This is a genomic window from Mycolicibacter sinensis, assembly GCF_001673565.1.
Lineage (GTDB): Bacteria > Actinomycetota > Actinomycetes > Mycobacteriales > Mycobacteriaceae > Mycobacterium > Mycobacterium sinense_C.
The window spans coordinates 16,425-33,969 of record NZ_LZMF01000021.1 but is presented as its reverse complement, the minus strand read 5'-3'; the positions used below and the strand labels follow the sequence as shown (position 1 = coordinate 33,969).

General features: G+C 66.7%; 17 protein-coding genes. 4 read left to right on the top strand and 13 right to left on the bottom strand.

The window, feature by feature from the left end; translation table 11 throughout:
- Positions 1-44: 44 nt before the first annotated feature.
- The 4 genes from A5648_RS03780 to A5648_RS03765 are packed head-to-tail and all read left to right on the top strand — an operon-like array spanning position 45 to position 4,535.
- The gene (locus A5648_RS03780) at positions 45-1,343 is read left to right on the top strand and encodes a cytochrome P450 (protein WP_065023261.1); all 1,299 of its coding nucleotides are present in this window, start codon (positions 45-47) and stop codon (positions 1,341-1,343) included.
- Between the two features lie 33 nt (positions 1,344-1,376).
- The gene (locus tag A5648_RS03775; RefSeq protein WP_065023260.1) at positions 1,377-2,582 is read left to right on the top strand and encodes a cytochrome P450; all 1,206 of its coding nucleotides are present in this window, start codon (positions 1,377-1,379) and stop codon (positions 2,580-2,582) included.
- Positions 2,583-2,631: 49 nt separating this feature from the next.
- Positions 2,632-3,471 carry a mycofactocin-coupled SDR family oxidoreductase gene (locus tag A5648_RS03770; RefSeq protein WP_065023259.1) on the top strand — a complete coding sequence of 280 codons (840 nt, stop codon included), beginning with the start codon at positions 2,632-2,634 and terminating at the stop codon, positions 3,469-3,471.
- Positions 3,472-3,518: 47 nt separating this feature from the next.
- A complete protein-coding gene (locus A5648_RS03765) occupies positions 3,519-4,535 on the top strand; it encodes a phosphotransferase (RefSeq protein WP_065023299.1) in 1,017 nt (338 codons plus the stop codon).
- 20 nt (positions 4,536-4,555) lie between these two features.
- Here the strand turns inward: A5648_RS03765 and A5648_RS03760 are convergent, their stop codons facing one another.
- From A5648_RS03760 to A5648_RS23630, 13 genes are all read right to left on the bottom strand, one after another.
- A complete protein-coding gene (locus tag A5648_RS03760; RefSeq protein ID WP_082966313.1) occupies positions 4,556-6,952 on the bottom strand; it encodes a CaiB/BaiF CoA-transferase family protein in 2,397 nt (798 codons plus the stop codon).
- Positions 6,953-6,956: 4 nt separating this feature from the next.
- Positions 6,957-7,931 (bottom strand): enoyl-CoA hydratase/isomerase family protein, encoded by a 975-nt coding sequence (locus A5648_RS03755; RefSeq protein WP_065023257.1) that lies wholly within the window; start codon positions 7,929-7,931, stop codon positions 6,957-6,959.
- Positions 7,932-7,939: 8 nt separating this feature from the next.
- Complete coding sequence (locus tag A5648_RS03750) at positions 7,940-9,064, bottom strand: M24 family metallopeptidase (RefSeq protein WP_065023298.1); 1,125 nt, start codon at positions 9,062-9,064, stop codon at positions 7,940-7,942.
- Positions 9,064-10,308, bottom strand: coding sequence for a M24 family metallopeptidase (locus A5648_RS03745; RefSeq protein WP_428844306.1), 1,245 nt, complete (start codon positions 10,306-10,308; stop codon positions 9,064-9,066). The genes A5648_RS03750 and A5648_RS03745 overlap by 1 nt, the downstream gene beginning before the upstream one ends.
- A complete protein-coding gene (locus A5648_RS03740) occupies positions 10,305-11,486 on the bottom strand; it encodes an amidohydrolase family protein (protein WP_065023255.1) in 1,182 nt (393 codons plus the stop codon). Before A5648_RS03740 ends, A5648_RS03745 begins: the two co-directional genes overlap by 4 nt.
- A 24-nt stretch (positions 11,487-11,510) precedes the next feature.
- Positions 11,511-12,701 (bottom strand): cytochrome P450, encoded by a 1,191-nt coding sequence (locus A5648_RS03735; RefSeq protein WP_109470673.1) that lies wholly within the window; start codon positions 12,699-12,701, stop codon positions 11,511-11,513.
- Between the two features lie 53 nt (positions 12,702-12,754).
- Positions 12,755-12,952: a ferredoxin gene (locus A5648_RS03730; RefSeq protein WP_064854422.1), complete on the bottom strand. Its 198-nt coding sequence runs from the start codon at positions 12,950-12,952 to the stop codon at positions 12,755-12,757.
- Complete coding sequence (locus A5648_RS03725; protein WP_065023253.1) at positions 12,949-13,605, bottom strand: TetR/AcrR family transcriptional regulator; 657 nt, start codon at positions 13,603-13,605, stop codon at positions 12,949-12,951. Before A5648_RS03725 ends, A5648_RS03730 begins: the two co-directional genes overlap by 4 nt.
- A 45-nt stretch (positions 13,606-13,650) precedes the next feature.
- Positions 13,651-14,469 carry an SDR family NAD(P)-dependent oxidoreductase gene (locus tag A5648_RS03720; protein WP_065023252.1) on the bottom strand — a complete coding sequence of 273 codons (819 nt, stop codon included), beginning with the start codon at positions 14,467-14,469 and terminating at the stop codon, positions 13,651-13,653.
- Positions 14,470-14,823: 354 nt separating this feature from the next.
- Positions 14,824-15,045: a hypothetical protein gene (locus A5648_RS03715; RefSeq protein ID WP_065023251.1), complete on the bottom strand. Its 222-nt coding sequence runs from the start codon at positions 15,043-15,045 to the stop codon at positions 14,824-14,826.
- 208 nt (positions 15,046-15,253) lie between these two features.
- The gene (locus A5648_RS03710; protein WP_082966312.1) at positions 15,254-15,940 is read right to left on the bottom strand and encodes a hypothetical protein; all 687 of its coding nucleotides are present in this window, start codon (positions 15,938-15,940) and stop codon (positions 15,254-15,256) included.
- Between the two features lie 261 nt (positions 15,941-16,201).
- Positions 16,202-16,900 (bottom strand): hypothetical protein, encoded by a 699-nt coding sequence (locus tag A5648_RS03705; protein ID WP_234787280.1) that lies wholly within the window; start codon positions 16,898-16,900, stop codon positions 16,202-16,204.
- Between the two features lie 248 nt (positions 16,901-17,148).
- Entirely contained in the window at positions 17,149-17,541 is a 393-nt protein-coding gene (locus A5648_RS23630; protein ID WP_131810515.1) for a hypothetical protein, read from the bottom strand.
- Positions 17,542-17,545 lie beyond the last annotated feature (4 nt).

Below are 17,545 nucleotides of genomic sequence, written 5' to 3'. Positions count from 1 at the left end.
CAGATGCTCAGCACCTGTCAGCCCATTCTGCAGAGAGGTCCACGTTGACCGACTTCGACACCATCGACTTCTTCACCGATCAGTCCCTGGTACCCGACCCGCACCCGTACTTCGACTACTTGCGCGCCCAGGGCCCGGTCACCCCGCTGAACGTCTACGGCGTGTTCGCCGTGACGGGTCACGAAGAAGCGAACGAGATCTACCGCGACTCCGACACCTACTCCAATCTGGTCGCGGTCGGTGGGCCCTTCCCGCCGCTGCCGTTCACCCCTGAGGGCGACGACATCAGCGAGCAGATCGAGGCGCACCGCCACCTGATGCCGATGACCGAGCACATGGTCACCATGGACCCGCCGATGCACACCAAGGCGCGGTCACTGCTGAGCCGGCTGCTCACCCCCAAGCGGCTCAAGGAGAACCAGGACTTCATGTGGCAGCTGGCCGACCGGCAGCTGGACTACTTCATCGACAGCGGCAAGTGCGAGTTCCTCTCCGAGTACGCCCGGCCGTTCGCGCTGCTGGTGATCGCCGACCTGCTCGGTGTACCTGAGGAGGACCGCCCGACGTTCCAGGAGGTGCTGGGCGCACCGCAGCCGGGCGCTCGGATCGGCTCGCTCGATCACGAAGAACTGGCCCACGACCCGCTGGCCTGGTTGGACGGCAAATTCAGCAACTACCTCAGTGAGCGGCGCGAGAATCCGCGCGCCGACGTGCTGACCGACCTGGCCACCGCCACCTACGAGGACGGGTCGATTCCCGAGATCGGCGACGTGGTCAAAAGCGCCACGTTCCTGTTCGGGGCCGGGCAGGAGACCACCACCAAACTGCTCAGCGCCGCACTGCGTTTCCTTGCCGAGGACCCGAGCCTCGTCGCGCAGCTGCGCGCGGACCGCAGCAAGATCCCGAACTTCCTCGAGGAGACGCTGCGGATGGAGAGCCCGGTGAAGACCGACCCACGGCTGGTGCGCAAGACCACCACGCTCGGCGGGGTCGAACTGAAAGCCGGCACCGTGGTGGTGATGTTCCCCGGCGCGGTCAACCGCGACCCTCGCAAATTCGACGACCCGCACGAGTTCCGCATCGACCGGCCCAACGTGCGCGAGCATCTGGCCTTCGCCCGCGGCACGCACACCTGCCCGGGCTCACCGTTGGCGCGCGCCGAGAGCCGGATCTCGCTGGAACGCATCCTGGATCGCATGACCGACATCCGGCTCGACGAGTCGCAGCATGGCCAAGCAGGCGAGCGACGGTTCACCTTCGAACCGACGTTCATCCTGCGCGGCCTGACCGAGCTGCACCTGGAATTCACCCCGGTGGCGGCTCCCGTCCCCGCCGGCCTGTAGATCGCAGCTCTGCCGAAGGGACGGACACACACCATGACGGTCACCACCACCAGCGCAGCGCGCTACGACCCGTACGACATCGAACTCAACAACGATCCGTACCCGATGTTTCGCCGGCTGCGCGAAGAGTCGCCGCTGTACTACAACGAAGAGCACGACTTCTATGCGCTGAGCCGGTTCGACGACGTGCACGCCGCGTTCGCCGACTACCAGACGTTCAGCTCAGCCAAGGGCGCGGTTCTCGAGATCATCAAGTCCGGCATGGAGATTCCGCCGGGGATCCTGATCTTCGAGGACCCGCCGATCCACGACATCCACCGCAATCTGATGGCCGGGATGTTCAGCCCACGCCGGATGAACGCGTTGGAAGCGCAGATCCGGGAGTACTGCGCGCGCTGCCTGGACCCGCTGGTGGGCACCGGGCGGTTCGACTTCGTCAACGACCTCGGCGCGGAGATGCCGATGCGGGTGATCGGGATGCTGCTGGGTATCCCAGAAGATCAGCAGGAGCATGTCACCGAACACGGTGACGCCACCATTCGCACCGAGCCGGGCCAGAAGATGACCGACAACCCGGACGGGCCGATCGCCACCGGCGACGTGTTCGCCGACATCATCGACTGGCGGGCGAAGCACCCCTCCGACGACTTGATCACCGAGCTGATGAACGCCGAGTTCGAGGACGAAACCGGCACCCGACGCCGGATGGGACGCGAAGAACTGCACCTGTTTCTGACCGTGCTGGCCACCGCCGGCAGCGAGACCACCACCCGGTTGATCGGTTGGAGCGGCAAGGTGCTGGCCGAGCATCCGGACCAGCGGGCGGAAATGGCGGCCAACCCGGCACTGATCCCACGGGCGGTCGAGGAACTGGTTCGGTTCGAGCCGCCGGCGCCGCACGTAGCACGCTACGTCACCCGCGATGTGGAGTACTACGGCCAGAAAGTGCCCGAAGGCTCGGCGATGCTGTTGCTGATGGGTGCCGCCAACCGTGATCACCGCCGGTTCCCGCCGGACGGCGACGTGTTCGACATCCACCGGGAACGCCGCCCGCACCTGGGTTTCGGCCACGGCACGCATTTCTGCGTGGGCAACGCGCTGGCACGGTTGGAGTCGAGGATCGCCATCGAGGAGATCCTCAAGCGCTTCCCCGAGTGGGAGGTCGACCTGTCCGCGACGCAGCTCTCCCCGACATCGACGGTGCGGGGCTGGGTCTCCATGCCGGCGATCATCCCCTGATTCCACTGTCCCCCAGGCTTTTCCCCTAACTGACAGAATTGAGGTTTCCATGACTGGACGTGTTGAAGGCAAGGTCGCGTTCATCACCGGTGCGGCGCACGGGCAGGGCCGCAGCCACGCGGTCCGGTTGGCCGAGGAGGGCGCCGACATCATCGCGATCGACGTCTGCAAGCCGATCGTCGAGAACTCGCCCATTCCACCGGCCACCCCGGAGGAACTGGCCGAGACCGCCGAGCTGGTCAAGGCGCGCAACCGCCGGATCTTCACCGCGGAAGTCGATGTGCGCGACTATGACGCACTCAAGGCTGCAGTCGACGCCGGCGTGGAGGAGCTGGGCCGGCTGGACATCATCGTTGCCAACGCCGGCATCGGCAACGGCGGCGACACCTTGGACCAGTGCAGCGAACACGACTGGCAGGAGATGATCGACATCAACCTGTCGGGCGTATGGAAGACGGTCAAGGCCGGTGTGCCGCACCTGATCTCCGGTGGCAATGGCGGGTCGATCATCCTGACCAGCTCGGTCGGCGGGTTGAAGGCCTACCCGCACTGCGGCAACTACGTCGCCGCCAAGCACGGCGTGGTGGGCATCATGCGCTCGTTCGCCGTCGAATTGGGCCAGCACATGATCCGGGTCAACACGGTGCACCCCACCCATGTCAGCACCGGAATGATCATGAACGAGGGCACCTGGAAGATGTTCCGCCCCGACCTGGAGAACCCGGGCCCGGACGACATGGCCCCGATCTGCCAGCTCTTCCACACCATGCCGATTCCGTGGGTGGACGCGGTGGACATCAGCAACGCGGTGCTGTTCTTGGCCTCTGACGAAGCCCGGTACGTCACCGGCGTCACCTTGCCGGTAGACCTCGGAAGCTGCCTGAAGTAGCCGCGCCGGTGATTCCCGATGACTGGGAGGCGATCTCACCGGAGTGGATGACCGCGGCGATCAGCGGTCACCACCCCGGTGCGGTGGTGGAGGCGGTTACGGTCGCCTCCCGTGACGACGGCACCAACCGGCGTGCGCGGCTGGCGCTGCGCTACGCGACCGGAAGCGGACCGGCCACCGTCTTCGTCAAGGCGATCGACCCCGAACACGCCGATCTGGTCGAGCTGACCAGCGGCCTCTACCACGAGCCGCGGCTGTTCCTGTCTGAAGTCGCGCTGCCCCTTGATCATCCGAGGGTCTACCGGGCGATCGTCGACGAGGAACGACGGGATTTCTTGTTGCTGATGGAGGACGTGGTGGCGCGCGGGGCCGACCCGCGCGACGCGACCCGGCCGCTCAGCCTCGACGAAGCGGCGCAGGGGGTGCGCGGGCTGGCCCGATTGCACGGCGCGTTCTGGGGCGAGCGCATCACCGGCAATCCCGCCCTGAGCTGGGTGGAGCCGTTCGTACCGTTCGCCGGCTTAGAGCTTGCGCCGCTGGAGGTCGCTCACCAGCGGCTGGGCAGCTCGGTGCCCGCCGAGATCACCGCGATGAGCGGCGCGGATCTTTTCGGCGACATCTGGGCCCGCTACATTCGCAGCCTGACCCGGGGCCCGCAGACGCTGCTGCACGGCGATCCGCACATCGGCAACACCTATGTGCTTCCCGATGGTGCGGTCGGTTTCCTGGACTGGCAGATGGTGCGGCACGGCAACTTCTCCCTCGACCTGGGCTACTTCCTGCAGGGCGCGCTGAGCATCGCCGACCGACGTGCCGGCGAACGGGAGCTGCTGGAGGAATACCGTGGCGCCCTGGGTCTTCCGGAAACGGAGTTGCCCGCGGCAGAGCAGATCTGGTTGCACTACCGGGCCTCGGCAGCGCACGGCCTGGCGATCTGGATCGCCACGCTCAGCGGCGGCGACAGCTGGCAGCGGCCCGATATCAGCCTGGCCTTCGCGCAGCGGTACGCCGCGGCGTTTACCGACCTCGACACCCGCGCGGCGCTGGACACCCTGGAAAGCTAAGGCTCGTCTCCGGGCCTCGGCTAGCCCAGTGCGCTGCCGATCACCCCGTCGGCCGCCAACGCGGCGATCTCGGCGTCGTGCAGCCCCAACTCGCGCAGCAGTTCGTGATTGTGCTGGCCCAACAGCGGCGCGGGGCTGGTGTGAACGGGGCCGGGCGACATCCGGGCCGGCAGCGTGCTGTAGGCGGCCCGGCCGTTGACCGGGTGTTGTACCTGCTCGAAGAATTCCCGGTCGTCCAGCTGCGCCAGTTCGGTCTGGCGGTGCGGTTGCATCACGTTGGCCACCGGAACCCCGGCGCCCCAAAGCGTTTCGACGACATCGTCTGCGCTGCGGGCCGCACACCAGGTCGCCAGCTGCTCGTCGATGAGGTCATGGTGGGCGCGTCGGCCGGCCACCGTGGACAGTGCCGGGTCGGCGGCCCAGGACGGCTCGCCCAGCGCGGTGCACAGGCTGGTCCACTGCGCATCGGTGGCGACGGCTACCGCGACCCAGCAGTCCTCGCGGCCGAACTCGTCGATACCGGCGGTGCGGTAGAGGTTCTGCGGGGCCGCGGCCGGGCCCCGATTGCCGTTGCGTTGCAGCAGTGCACCGTACGCCGAGTACTCGATCACCTGCTCGGCGGCGATGTTGAGCGCGGCATCGATCATCGGCGCCTCCACCAGGACGCCCTCGCCGGTACGCCGGCGATGCTCCAGCGCCAACAGCAGGCCGGTCAGGGCGTGCACGCCGGCGTTCGGGTCACCGATCGAGTACGGCTCGTACGGGTTGCGGTCCGGGAAGCCGGTGAGCCAGGCCAGCCCCGAGGCATCCTCGATGACGTAGGCGAAGGCCGGGTTGTCGCGCCACGGGCCGTCGAGGCCGAAACCGGGCATCCGCAACATGATGACGTCGCTGCGCAGTGACTGCACGGATCCGAAGTCCAGGCCGAGGTTGTCGATCACTCGCGGGGTGAAGTTCTCCACGACCACGTCGCAGGTCGCGATCAGCCGGTGCAGGACGTCGCGGCCGGCCTCGGTCTGGAAGTCCAGGGTGAGGCCTTTCTTGTTGGTGTTGAGCGCAGCGAAGATCGGTGACTTCTCCCACCACTGCTCCTCGGTGGCCGGTACTCCGGCGATCAGCCGGGTGCCGTCGGGGTGGCGAGTCGATTCCAGGTGGATCACCTCGGCGCCGAGCATGGCCAGCAGATGGGTGCAGGACGGCCCCGCCCAGAAGGTGGTCATATCCAGCACACGTAAGCCGCTGAGCGGCAACGATTCCGACGCCGCGGCCACCTGCGGGGCGTCGCGCTGCGGCGGCGGTGACTGCCGGTAGTGCTGCGTGTGTTCGCCCAGGCGTGGCGCCGGCGCCGGCGCCGGCAGCGGGACCCCGCTGAGCCGGTACGGGGGAAGCGGCTGGATGAACCCGTCCCGCGGGTTGCGGGTGAACACCTGACGATGCTGGAAGTGGTCCAGCATCGGCACGTTTTCGCCGTTGCCGACCGGCGAATTGGGTATCCGGAACGCCGACGCCAGGTCACGGACATCGTCGACCTTGTGATTGCGGACCCATTCGTACAGGGCCGGTGCGTGCAGGTTGGCCTGCTCGGTGATCGACAGCGGCGAGTTCTCGTCGATCCACTCGTCATGGCCCGTCATGGCGCATAAGTCGAACCACTGCTGCGCGGTGCCGCATCCCAGCGCGACCAGCCCGTCGGCTGCTTGGGCCACCCCCGGCACCGTGGGCCTGCGTTCCGAGCGCCACGGTCGGTCGAGCACCTGGAAGTAGGTCACGGGATAGTAAGTGAGACCGAGGATCTGGACTTCCAGCTTGGACAGGTCGATCAGTTCGCCGCGGCCGTCGCGCTGGGCCCGGGCGCGTGCGGCCAGCGTCAGCGCCGCCGCATAGGCGCCGGCCAGCCAGTCCCCGACCTGCCCGCCGATGTGTACCGGCGCGCGATCCTGCGATCCGCGCCCGAGACCGACCGCTCCCCCCGACCACGCCTGCAGGGTGAACTCGGTGGCCGCGCGATCCCGCCACGGCCCGTCCAATCCGAACGGTGTTATCGCGGTGACCACCAGATGCGGGTGGCGGCGGTGGATCTCGACCGGTGCCAAGGACGGGTGAGAACCCAAGCACCCCTCCGGTGACCACACCACGGCGTCGGCCGAGGCCAGCAACCGGTGGACGAACTCGATATCGGAGGGCGCGGCTGGGTCGCTGATGACGCTGTGCTTGGAGCAACCCAGGAAGCTGAACAGCGCACCCCCGAGGCCGACGTCGACCTCGGCTCCCGATGCGGACCAGCTCCGCAACGAATCGCCTTCGGGCGCCTCGACGTTGATCACCGTCGCTCCGCCGTCGGCGAGCATCTTGGTGGCGTAGGCGCCGGCGATGCCGTCGGACAGATCGACGACGGTGTAGCCGTGCAGCGGCGCCACGACGTCAGGAATCCTTGTTGCGGCTGGACTTGCTCAGCCGGAAGTCGGGCGGGAACCTCGCGTCGTTGTCCTTGACCGCGCCGGACAGGCCCGATTCGATGGCATCGTCGAGCATCAGGTCGTCGGCGTCCGGCGCCACCCCCGAGCCCATCGACTCGAAGAACGCCGACAGCAGGCTGCCCATGTACTCGCCCTGGTGCTGCTTGTAGACCTCGAAGAACATCTTCTGCATGAAGACGGTGTCGACTGGACGGTTACGCGCACAGGCCAGCGCGTACTTGTCGACTTCGGCTTCGAGCTCATCGCGGGACACCACCTTGTTGAGGAAGTTGCACTTCTCCATATCGGCGGCGGTGAAGGGCCGCCCGGTGAACACCATCTCGGAGAACTTGCGCAGGCCCATCATCTGCACCCAGGTCCACATCCGCGGTCCCCACCCGTAGTAGCGGAACGACGGGTGACCGAATAGCGCGTCGTCGCTGGAGATCACCAGGTCGGCATCGGCGGCCTGGTAGAAGTGCCAGCCGTAGCAGTAGCCCTTGGCCTCCACGATGCTGATCTTCTTGAGCTCCTGCAGCGGTCGATTGCCGGCCTGCACGTTGGCGTACCACGCGCTGATGGTGGCGCCGTTGCGGAAGGTGCCCTTGGGCGGATAGGTGACGTCAGCACCCAGATCGCCTTCCAAACGCAGTTCGGCCAGCCGCATTTCGGGTGCCTCGACGCCCTCCATGAATTCCGGCAGATCGGCCCCGCTGCCCAGGTTGTCCCCGACACCGCGGATCACCACCACCTTGACGTCGTTGTCGACGCTGGCTCCGCGCAGCAGGTCCGCGTAGCGCAGTCGCGCCGCCGAGGTCGGTGCGTTGAGGTACTCCGGCCGATCGAAGGTGATCGTGGCGATCTTGGTGGCCGGATCCTTGTGGTAGCGGATGATCTCCTCGGCTGACGGCCGTTCGGAAGTGCCTGGCGTACCCGACATTCTGCTCCTTATTTGGACGGACTGGTGGTCAACACTTCGTGGCCTTCATCGGTGATCAGCACCGCTTCGCGCCCGAACACCGCACCCACACCGGGCTCGAACACGTAGCCGGTGACGGCCAGCACCATTCCGGGCTCCAACCGTTCGGTTGCGGCGGTCTGGGGAAGGTGAGCCGATACAACCGGCAGGTCGAAGCCCATTCCCAGGCCGTGGGCCACCGGTACCGGCGGCAACGGCTCCCCGGCCTCGGCGTAGGCGGTCAGCAGGTCACTGCCCGCGGCGCCCGGCCGGCAGGCTCCGGATAGCCGCTGCCACAGCGCTTCTGACCGGTTGTACAGCGCTGCGGCGTTGCGGTCCGGTGCTTCGCCGACCTGGTGAGTGCGCCCCACTTCGCCGACATAGCCGCCGGCCAGCACCCCGGCAGAGAACCCCACCAGGTCACCCGGGCGTGCCCGGCGATCGCCGGCGGCGCGACGCCAGGGGTGGTCCCGCGAGGTCACCCAGGCGATGTCCTGGTTCGCTGGGCTGCTGACCCCGGCGGCGATCATCGCCTCCATCAGCACCCCGGCCAGGGACTGCTCGCTGACACCGGGCTCCAGTGCCGCCACGGTCGCCGCCAGCGCCGACTCGGCCACTCCAATCGCGCCCCGCAGCGCCGCGACCTCGTCGGGGGTCTTGATCCGCCGGGCCGCACGCATGACCAGTTCGCCGTCGATGAGGTCGGCCTTGGGGAAGGCCAGCGGCAGCAGCTGCGCGAACATCGGTGACATCGCGTCGGTTCCGACTCGGCGCGCGGTGAACGCTCCCTCGATGTGCGCCAGCGCCGCGGTGATATTGGTTGGATTCCACGAGTTCTCGTAGATGTTCTCGTGCGGAATGTCGTTCGGCACACCGTCATCTGTGGTGCTCAGCAGGTGGACGGCCCCGGTCGCCCGCACCAGCACGCAGCTGGGACCGAACGGGCGGGTTCCCGCCGCCCAGCGCTGCGGCGCCCCGGTGACATAGCGGATGTTGGCCTGGCGCCCCAGCACCAGTACGTCGAGGTCGTGGGCTTCCATCTCGGCCAGCGCGCGCTCACGTCGTCCTCGGCGCAGCGCGAGACCGTCCGGCAGCACTTCGGTGGTGGTGGTCATCAGCACTCGCTGTAGGGGGCGTACGGGTAGTCGGTCAGCGAGAGGAACCCGTCCTCGGTGATCACCACGACCTCTTTACCGCGGAATCCGCCGGTGCCGTCGGCCCACACCATCGGCTCCAGCACCAGCACCATTCCCGGCTCGAACGCGAAGTTCTCGTCGAACTCCGCTCCCAGGTCGGTGCCGATCATCGGCGTCTCGGCGGGACTTACGCCCAGGCCGTGGCCCAGGTAGCCGTGCGGCAGCCAGGGCCGCTGCCGCCCGTTCGCGGCGGTGGCCGCGCGGGCCAGATCACCGGCGGTGGCGCCGGCGCGGGTCCGGTCGAGCATCGCGGACAGGATCTCGCGCCATCGGCGGAACTGCGCCTGCTGACGAGACGTCGGGGCGGCCCCGACGATCCAGGTCCGGCCGAAGGCCGAGCAGTAGCCGCCGTGGCTGATCGAGACGTCAGTCCACAACACGTCACCCGCGGTCAACTCGCGGCCGGTGGCCAGCAGCGGCAACGCGAGATCGCCGTGGGTGGTCCACACACCGGAGTGTCTGCTGTCGGGCATCACCTGCCAGATCGGCTCCACCATGCTGGCGTCGGCGCCCGATTCGAAAGCCGCCCGCAGAAAGTGTGCCGACAACTCCATCTGACGGACGCCGGGTGCCAATACGTCCTGCACCCCGGCCATCGCCCGCTCGGTGATCCGGCAGGCGGCGCGGATGTAGGACAGTTCGTCGGCAGTCTTGATCAGCTTGGCTGCGCTGACCAACTGAGCTGCATCGACGGGCCGCCGGCCCGGAAACAGCTGCTGCTGGGCACGTCGCATGGCGCCGGTGCACTCGTCGATCGCGACCACGGCGGTGCGCGGAACCAGACCGGCGAGCTCCCGCGCGAAATGGTCGACGCCCTCGTCGAATTCGAGATACAGCGGCCCGTGCACATGATCGGCGGGCAGTTCCGAATCACAACCGTCCCGAAACGGCGGGAACACGTGCGGCCACGGGTCATCGGCGAGCACCACCGCGACCGGTCGTTCGACGTGGGACAGTCCGGCGTCGCCGAGGCGCCAACTGGTTCCGGTGGCGTAGGTGACCGCGTCGTTTCCCAACAGCACCAGGGCATCGACACCCCGGTCGGCCATCGCCGCCCGCAGCCGGGCGCCGGTCTCCCGACGCATCCGGCCTCGGTCCGGAACGTCCGAGATCTCGACGCTGCCGGCCTCGGTGGCCGACGCTGTCGCCGACGCCACTGTCACAGTCCCAAGAACGCCTTGACGTTGCCGCTCACCACTTTCGTGGCGGCCTCCGGACCCAGTGCGTTCACCACGCTGGCCAGCGACTTCTCCGAATAGCCGAAGGTGCTTTCGTTGTGCGGGTAGTCCGACGACCACATCACGTGGTCGACCCCGATCTGGTCGATCATCCGCAAGCCCAGCGGGTCGACCATGAACGACGCACTCATGTGGGTGTCCCAATAGTGCCGGATCGGGTGTTCCAACTGGTGGTTGAACATGTGCTGGTAGGAGGCCAGCAGGTGCTCGGCGTCCTGCAGTGCTGACGGCACCCAGGCGATTCCGCCCTCGAACCAACCGACCCGCAGCTTCGGGTGGCGGTCCAGGATGGCCCCGAAGATGTACTTGGAGAACATCTCCCGGAACGAGTCGACATTGATCATCATGCCCACGACGACACTGTTGACCTCACACGGAGTCTTCGGCGGGGTCTCGCCGATGTGGTGGGTCACCGGTAGCCCGGCGTCCTCGATCTCGTCCCATACCGGGCGCATCGCCTCGCTGGAGTAGTCGATGATGCCGCCGTCGTCGTCCTTGCCGGGATTGAGCGGCAGCAGGAACGTTTTGAGCCCCAAAGATTTCAGCTCGGACAGCGTGCGCCGGGTGCCGGCGGGGTCCCACCAGTTGATCAGGCCGACCCCGTGGAAGTGGCCGCCGGAGCGCTCCTGCAACTCCGCCATGTACTCGTTGTAGATGCGAAAGACCCGCTCCCGCAGTTCTTTGTCGGGGAAGTGGAACAGCGCGAGCACGGCGTTGGGGAAGGCCAGCTCCTTGTCGACGCCGTCTTCAGCCAGCTCGGCGATGCGCGCCTCGATGTTGGTGCTGGCGGCGCCGGCCAGGTCGTCGTACTGCATCAGCACCGCGGAGAAGTCGCCGGGCAGGAAGGTCTGCCCCTTGCGCCCGACCATGTAGGCGCCGTCCTCGTACCAGATCCGCGGCGCCTTGTCGCGCAGTTCCTCGGGGAACTTCTGGTAGAAGATGTCGTCGGCCAGCGAGATGTGGTTGTCGGCGGAGAAGATCTCGGTGCCGGCGGGCAGGCCGACCTTGCCGGCGACGCCCCGGGCCTGGCCGCGACGGTCTTTGGGTGCCCCGTATCCGCCCGGCGGATAGAATTCAGCGGTCTGCGTTGCGCTACTTGACATCTCAATCCACTCCAATCGGGCGGGTTACCAGGTGACGGGGAGCTCGTAGACGCCGTAGGCGAGCCGGTCGTTCTTGAACGGGATCTCGTCGACGTCCACCGCGAGCTTCAGCGTCGGGATGCGGCGGAACAGGGTGCGGAAGGCGATCACCATCTCGGCGCGGGCCAGCTGCTGGCCCACACACTGGTGCGGGCCGAACCCGAACGCCATGTGCTGGCGGGCCGGCCGCGCCAAGTCGAGGACCTCGGGCTCGGGGAAGACGGTGCCGTCCCAGTTGGCCGGGGCCAAATCGATGATGATGCCATCGCCGGCCGGGATCGTTTGGCCGCCGATCTCGATGTCGTCCAGGGCGACCCGGCGCTGGCCGGTGTGGATGATCGACAGGTAGCGCAGTAGTTCCTCGACCGCGTTGGCGATCGCGGCGTCGTCGTCACCGCGGAACACCGCGGTACGTTCGGCGATCTTGTCGGGCTCGTGCAGCAATGCCACGATGCCCAGGCCGATCATGTTGGCGGTGGTCTCATGGCCGGCGATGAGCATCCCGGTGCCCAGCTGGGTGGCCTCGCGCACCGACAGCTCGCCGTTTTTCACCCGCTTGCCCAAGTCGGAGACCATGTCGTCGGCCGGTTCGGCCATCCGGGACTCCAGCAGCCGGACCAGATACTTGGACAGTTCGGTGGCGCCTTCGGCGAGGTCGTCGGAGGTGGCGTTGCGATCCACGCCCATGGTGGCGTGCTGCTGGAAGAACTCGTGGTCCTCGTAGGGCACGCCGAGCAGTTCGCTGATCACCAGGGAGGGAATCGGTAGCGCGAATCCCTCGATCAGGTCGGCCGGTTGCGGGCCGGCCAGGATCGCGTCGAGGTGCTCGTCGGTGATCCGTTGCGCCACCGGGGTCAGCGCGTCGACCCGCTTCATGGTCAATGACGGGGACAGGATCCGCCGGTAGCGGATGTGCTCGGCGCCGTCGGTCGTGAACACCGACTTGGGCCGGTGATCGACGCTGGCGCGCATCATCTCGTTCCAGTGCGGGAAGCCGGGCTGGTGGTCGTCGACGCTGACCCGGGGGTCGGAGAACAGCGTGCGTACCGCCTCGTAGCCGGTGATCAGCCACGGGGTGCTGCCGTCCCAGATCCGCACCCGGCTCAGCGGAGTCTGCGCGGCCAGCGCCATGGTCTCCGGCGGCGGGGCGAACGGGCACCGGCCGTCCCGGCTCATCGGGTACTCCGGTGTTTCGGTGGCCGCAATGGTGGTTGCGTCGGTCACGCTTGTCACTCCTCCACGATCTTGATGGCTCCGGACGGACAGACGCGTTCCGCCTGCCGAAGGGCTTCGGCCAGTTCTTCGGGTGGGTTCTCGTCGAGTACGACGACGACGCCGTCCTCGTCGCGCTGGTCGAATACCCGCGGCGCGAGGGCCACGCACTGCCCCGACGACGCGCAGATGTTCTGGTCGGCGGTGACTTTCATGCGGTTCCTCCCGTGACCGGGGCGCGCCACAATCCCACGATCGCGTCGATGAGGTTGGAGCTTGCCTCTTGCCAGCTGGTTTTCGGTTTGCTGCCGGCAGCCAGCGCGCGTTCCCAGTCCGCGCAGGTGTGCATCAACAGATTGCGGGCCATCACGTTGCGGGCCTGGCGAACCGGCGCCGGCAGGTCCGGCAGGCAGCGGTTGATCCCCTCGATGACTTCCACCAGTGACGGTGAACTCAGCGCGTCCTTGACGACGATGTCGTGGTAGGCGGGATCTGCCATCACTTGTGCGGCGAATCGCGCGTACCAGGTCGGATTACCCAGTGCCGCAAGGTGATCGGTGAGCGGCCGGACCAGACACGACACCCAGTCCCGCAGTTCCGCCGAGCCCGCGGCGGTGGCGACCATCTCCTCGCGCAACCGCTCGACGGGCGCCCGGTGGCTGCGCTCGATCTCGCGCACCAGGTCGGTTTTGGTGCCGAAGTGGTAGCCGACCGCGGCGTTGTTGCCCTGGCCGGCGGCCTCACTGACCTGGCGGTTGGACACCGCGAACACCCCGTGCTCGGCGAACAACTGCTCCGCGGCGGTCAGAATCGCTTCCCGAGTGGAGTTCGCCCGCTCGGCCCGCACTGCCCTATCAGCGGTGGTCACGGCCGCCAGTCAACCCCGTTCCGCGAATTAAGTCAAGCGCTTGATTTAACGGGCTTGGTCGCTGCGCCGGCGGATGGCCTTGCCGGCCACAGTCCCGCCGTCGACCGGTAGCACCACCCCGGTGACATACCGGGATCGTTCACCGGCGAGGTAGAGCGCGGCCTCCGCGACATCGTCGGCGCTGCCCTCGCGCTTGAGCGGCCGGTCGGCGCGCATCGTCTCGCGGATCGCCGCTTCGTAGCGCACGATGGCTTCTTCGTCCAGATTCGCCGCCGCCGACGACGCCACGAAAGGTGTCGGAATATTGCCGGGGGCGATGGCATTGACCCGGATCTCATAGTGGGCCAATTCGATTGCGGCGGATTTGGTGAACTGGATGACCGCGGCCTTGGACGCGCGATACGTCATCACCCCGCCACCGGCCTGAATCCCACCGATCGAGGTCAGGTTGATGATCGCCCCGCCGCCGGTCTTGGACATCTGCCGGGCGGCGTCGCGGGTGCCGGCCATCACGCCGAGCACGTTGACCGCCATGATGCGGTGAAAGTCGGCCAGGTCGTCGTCGAGGAAGCGTTTGTGCATGGTGCCCGAGACGCCGGCGTTGTTGACCATGATGTCCAGGCTGCCGAACTTCTCGACGGCGGCCTCGACCAACGCGCCGACTTGGGCCGGGTCGGCGACATCGACGACCTGGAACGACGCCTCGCCGCCGAGCTCGCGCGCCAGTGCCTCGCCGCGCTCGGGATCCAGGTCGGCGATGACCACCCGAGCGCCCTCGGCGAGAAACCGCTCGGCAATGCCACGGCCGAGACCCGATGCTCCCCCGGTGATGATCGCCGTTCGACCCGCCAGCTCGTTGACCATCGACAACCCTTCGTTTCGGAGAACACCGCAGCGGTTCGACTCAACCCGCTTCGCCGCGATCAGTCAAGCGACTGATTTAAATCTGTCTTGTCAGCTAGTGCGAGCGGAGATTGGCGCGCCAGTCATCGAGCAAGACTGTGTAGCCCGGACGAATCAAATCCTCGGATCGTCGCTGGAAGCCGTGGCTACAGGCTGTGTCCACTCAGAGTGAAAAGCACGTTGATGGCTCCTGTGTCGCTTGGGCGAATGCCCGCTTGGCGGTACAGGGTCCCGACGGTTGTTCCGCGCGTAATCCAATCATCGCTGTACATCTGCCACTGCTCAACGGCTGCGCAGCGTTCGAAAATCCCGGAGTCAGACCACATCTCGGCCGATGGCGGCGGTGGTTCCCTTACCAGAGTCTGTCCGCTCGGCAGCGGAGGACAGTCCTTCGCGGACACCGTTGATCTTCCGCACGGCGTCGCCGATGGGAACGTCTTGAGTGGACACCTTCGTGACGTCGTTGAACCCGCAGGCGGTCGGCACATGAGCAACGAGAAGCGCGACTGTGATGGTGATCAGCCGTATGGGTGGCATCAGCGCACCGCGCTTTCAGCGTTGACCGGCGTGTAATTGGTGGGGACAGGAAGGGTTTGAGTGTCGACTTGGGCCGAGCTGGCTGCGATCACCTCGGCACCGAGCGGCGGGGCGATGGCCAACACTCGCATCAGCGCGCGCCTACCGGCTGAAATGATCACGCCCGCGAGGACGATCGGGCAGGGACGGGGGCTCCAAAGATCACGTTTCAGTGGCGCGAGGCCCGGCGTTCCATCGACTGCGCACGTTGCAGCGGTCGGCACTGGGCGAGGTAATAGGCGGTCAGGTACACCAGAGCGAAGCCGCCAACCGTGATGACCGACGCGACGCCGAACTGTACGAACTGTCTGCGCGCTACCGGATAACGCCAGTTCGCGTCCCCGTATCCGGTGCCGGCAGCCAGCAATGCAAGCAGCGTGGCCACCATTATCGCGACCCAAACCTCCCCTTCCCCGACCGCCAAGCCATATACGTTCCCGGCGGCGATTGCCGCTATCACCACGAGCATCCACCACATCGTTGCCGGCGTGAGTAGCCCGCTGTACGAATCCCGCGTCGGATCGGTTCCCGGCTCCGTGGAAACGTCTTCAGCGTGAGGCGCAACTTCAGCATCGGGGCGCTGCGCGCCGACGGACAGTGAGTAAATTTTTCCGCCGATCTTGACATAGGGCGTGGCCACATACGCCATCACCACCATCGCCGCCACCGGCAGAATGCCCAGCGTGGCAGCGCCGTCCCACGTCGGATACGTCGACATGGCCCCAGCCACTCCCGCCGCGCAAGCACAGCTCCAGTAGAGGCGCCGTTGCGTTCTTCTGCTGATCTTGAGGAACGAAAGCAGGAATCCCCCAACGAAACACAGGGCAACTACCCAGAAAAACAAATCGCTCATCATTGACCACCTAGGTCCAACGTCGCGAGCTTCTCCCCGCCAATACCGCCTGCAACCGCACCGAGAAGTCCGACGATCAAGGTACCCTCCCTCCGGTCCCACCAACGAGCGTCACTGCGGCGACGATCCGGCTGAATGCCGTGGCATCGCGTGGCAGGGTGAGTAGCAGGGCTCAGCCGATCGCGCCCTGTGTTGTCGTCAGCCGCAGTCATGTCGTGTTCGGGGTAAAGGTCGCCGTGGTCGCGTGGTGCGGTGCGGGGCGGATCAGTCCGCCCGCAACACCCGCGGGAACGGGCTGCGTTCTTCGGGCACGTCGCCGGGGAAGCACGGCGACACACCGCTGAGACCTGGCGGCTGGTCGGGACGGTACCGGGCCATGATCTGGAGGTTATAGCCATCGGGGGCGTAGCCGAAGCGGTTCGGCTTGTAGAAACCGTCGCGTTCGATCACGTACCAACCCCAGCTCTTCCAGATTTCCCCCGCTTGAGCAACGAGAGTGGCGGTGTCAATGCCGGGCGGCAGGGTGATATCACCCCACGTGCTGAATTCCTTTGGTGCAGCGGGCCGGTTGTCGTTGTCATCGCACCCGACCGTGGTCGTTCCACCGCCGTATCGGGTCGCGTCCAAGGTCGTTCCGGCCGGCAACGCCGACAAGGTCTTCTTCAGGTAGCCCAGGATGGTGTCTTGTGCCTCCTGCTGCCTGGTGGGAATGCCGGATGCTGTTTCCAGCCCGGCGGTGGCGGTGCGTCCGGCGACACCGGCCCATTGAGTATGGTCGCGCCTTCGGGAATGGGCGGCCCGAGCGGGTTGTGGTGGCCGCACCCCTCCTTCACGGCCGCGATCAATCCAGCTGTTGCGATCACCCGCGCCGCGGTCACACGTGTGGAAGCCATCCGGATCCGTTCGGAGAAAGCACAAACCCACTGCACAGCGGATCTTTGCAAACGGTGGTTTTGTCGTCATTGACACCGCAGACCGCTGCGTCAACGGTGATGGAGTGCTGCGGAGCGAGGGTCTTGATCGGCCGCCCCTGGATCGGGTTGCCACGGGTTGGATCGTTCGACTGCTTCTGACCCGCCATCGTCCTGACTCGGACCGGTGTGTACCCGCTGATGTCACGGAAGGCTAGCGTTTCCGCGTGGGCGCAGCCCCCGCCAATCACCGCGGTGCCGAGGGGCGCGGCGATGGCCAACATTCGCATTAGCGCGCGCCTACTGCCCAAGGGCGGTGAGCACCAAGACCGGCGCTCGCTCCGCAAGAAATGCCTTCGATCTGATCTTCGCAGACGAAAACGCTTCGTCCAGAGCGCTGCTGGTGAGGTAACCGCCAGCAGGTAACGCTCCAGCCAGCGTTTCCCATACGTCGGGCTGCGCTGTTGTTGGGACAGGGTTGTAGCGCGCCTTCAAATCAGCAACGGTCGTAGGGTTCAGTTCCACGATGGAGTCGAGCCAGTAGGTTGACGGTCCAGGAACTCGGGGATCCCCCATCTCCCCGCTCGCCCACGACGCCGCAACCGGTGATCCCAGTTTGGGGAACCGCTTTATCAACGGCTCAGGGTCATGACGTACCGGATTGGGTAAGTGCTTGGTTGCGATGGTCCCCACCGCT

Excerpts from the sequence above, each read along its gene's own strand:
- A5648_RS03740 (WP_065023255.1), bottom strand. The coding sequence starts at position 11,486 with ATGTCAAGTAGCGCAACGCAGACCGCTGAATTCTATCCGCCGGGCGGA.
- A5648_RS03765 (WP_065023299.1), top strand. The coding sequence starts at position 3,519 with ATGACCGCGGCGATCAGCGGTCACCACCCCGGTGCGGTGGTGGAGGCG.
- A5648_RS03755 (WP_065023257.1), bottom strand. The coding sequence starts at position 7,931 with ATGTCGGGTACGCCAGGCACTTCCGAACGGCCGTCAGCCGAGGAGATC.
- A5648_RS03720 (WP_065023252.1), bottom strand. The coding sequence starts at position 14,469 with ATGGTCAACGAGCTGGCGGGTCGAACGGCGATCATCACCGGGGGAGCA.
- A5648_RS03705 (WP_234787280.1), bottom strand. The coding sequence starts at position 16,900 with ATGACGACAAAACCACCGTTTGCAAAGATCCGCTGTGCAGTGGGTTTG.
- A5648_RS03750 (WP_065023298.1), bottom strand. The coding sequence starts at position 9,064 with ATGACCACCACCACCGAAGTGCTGCCGGACGGTCTCGCGCTGCGCCGA.
- A5648_RS03715 (WP_065023251.1), bottom strand. The coding sequence starts at position 15,045 with ATGCCACCCATACGGCTGATCACCATCACAGTCGCGCTTCTCGTTGCT.
- A5648_RS03770 (WP_065023259.1), top strand. The coding sequence starts at position 2,632 with ATGACTGGACGTGTTGAAGGCAAGGTCGCGTTCATCACCGGTGCGGCG.
- A5648_RS03710 (WP_082966312.1), bottom strand. The coding sequence starts at position 15,940 with ATGATGAGCGATTTGTTTTTCTGGGTAGTTGCCCTGTGTTTCGTTGGG.
- A5648_RS03775 (WP_065023260.1), top strand. The coding sequence starts at position 1,377 with ATGACGGTCACCACCACCAGCGCAGCGCGCTACGACCCGTACGACATC.
- A5648_RS03730 (WP_064854422.1), bottom strand. The coding sequence starts at position 12,952 with ATGAAAGTCACCGCCGACCAGAACATCTGCGCGTCGTCGGGGCAGTGC.
- A5648_RS03735 (WP_109470673.1), bottom strand. The coding sequence starts at position 12,701 with ATGAGCCGGGACGGCCGGTGCCCGTTCGCCCCGCCGCCGGAGACCATG.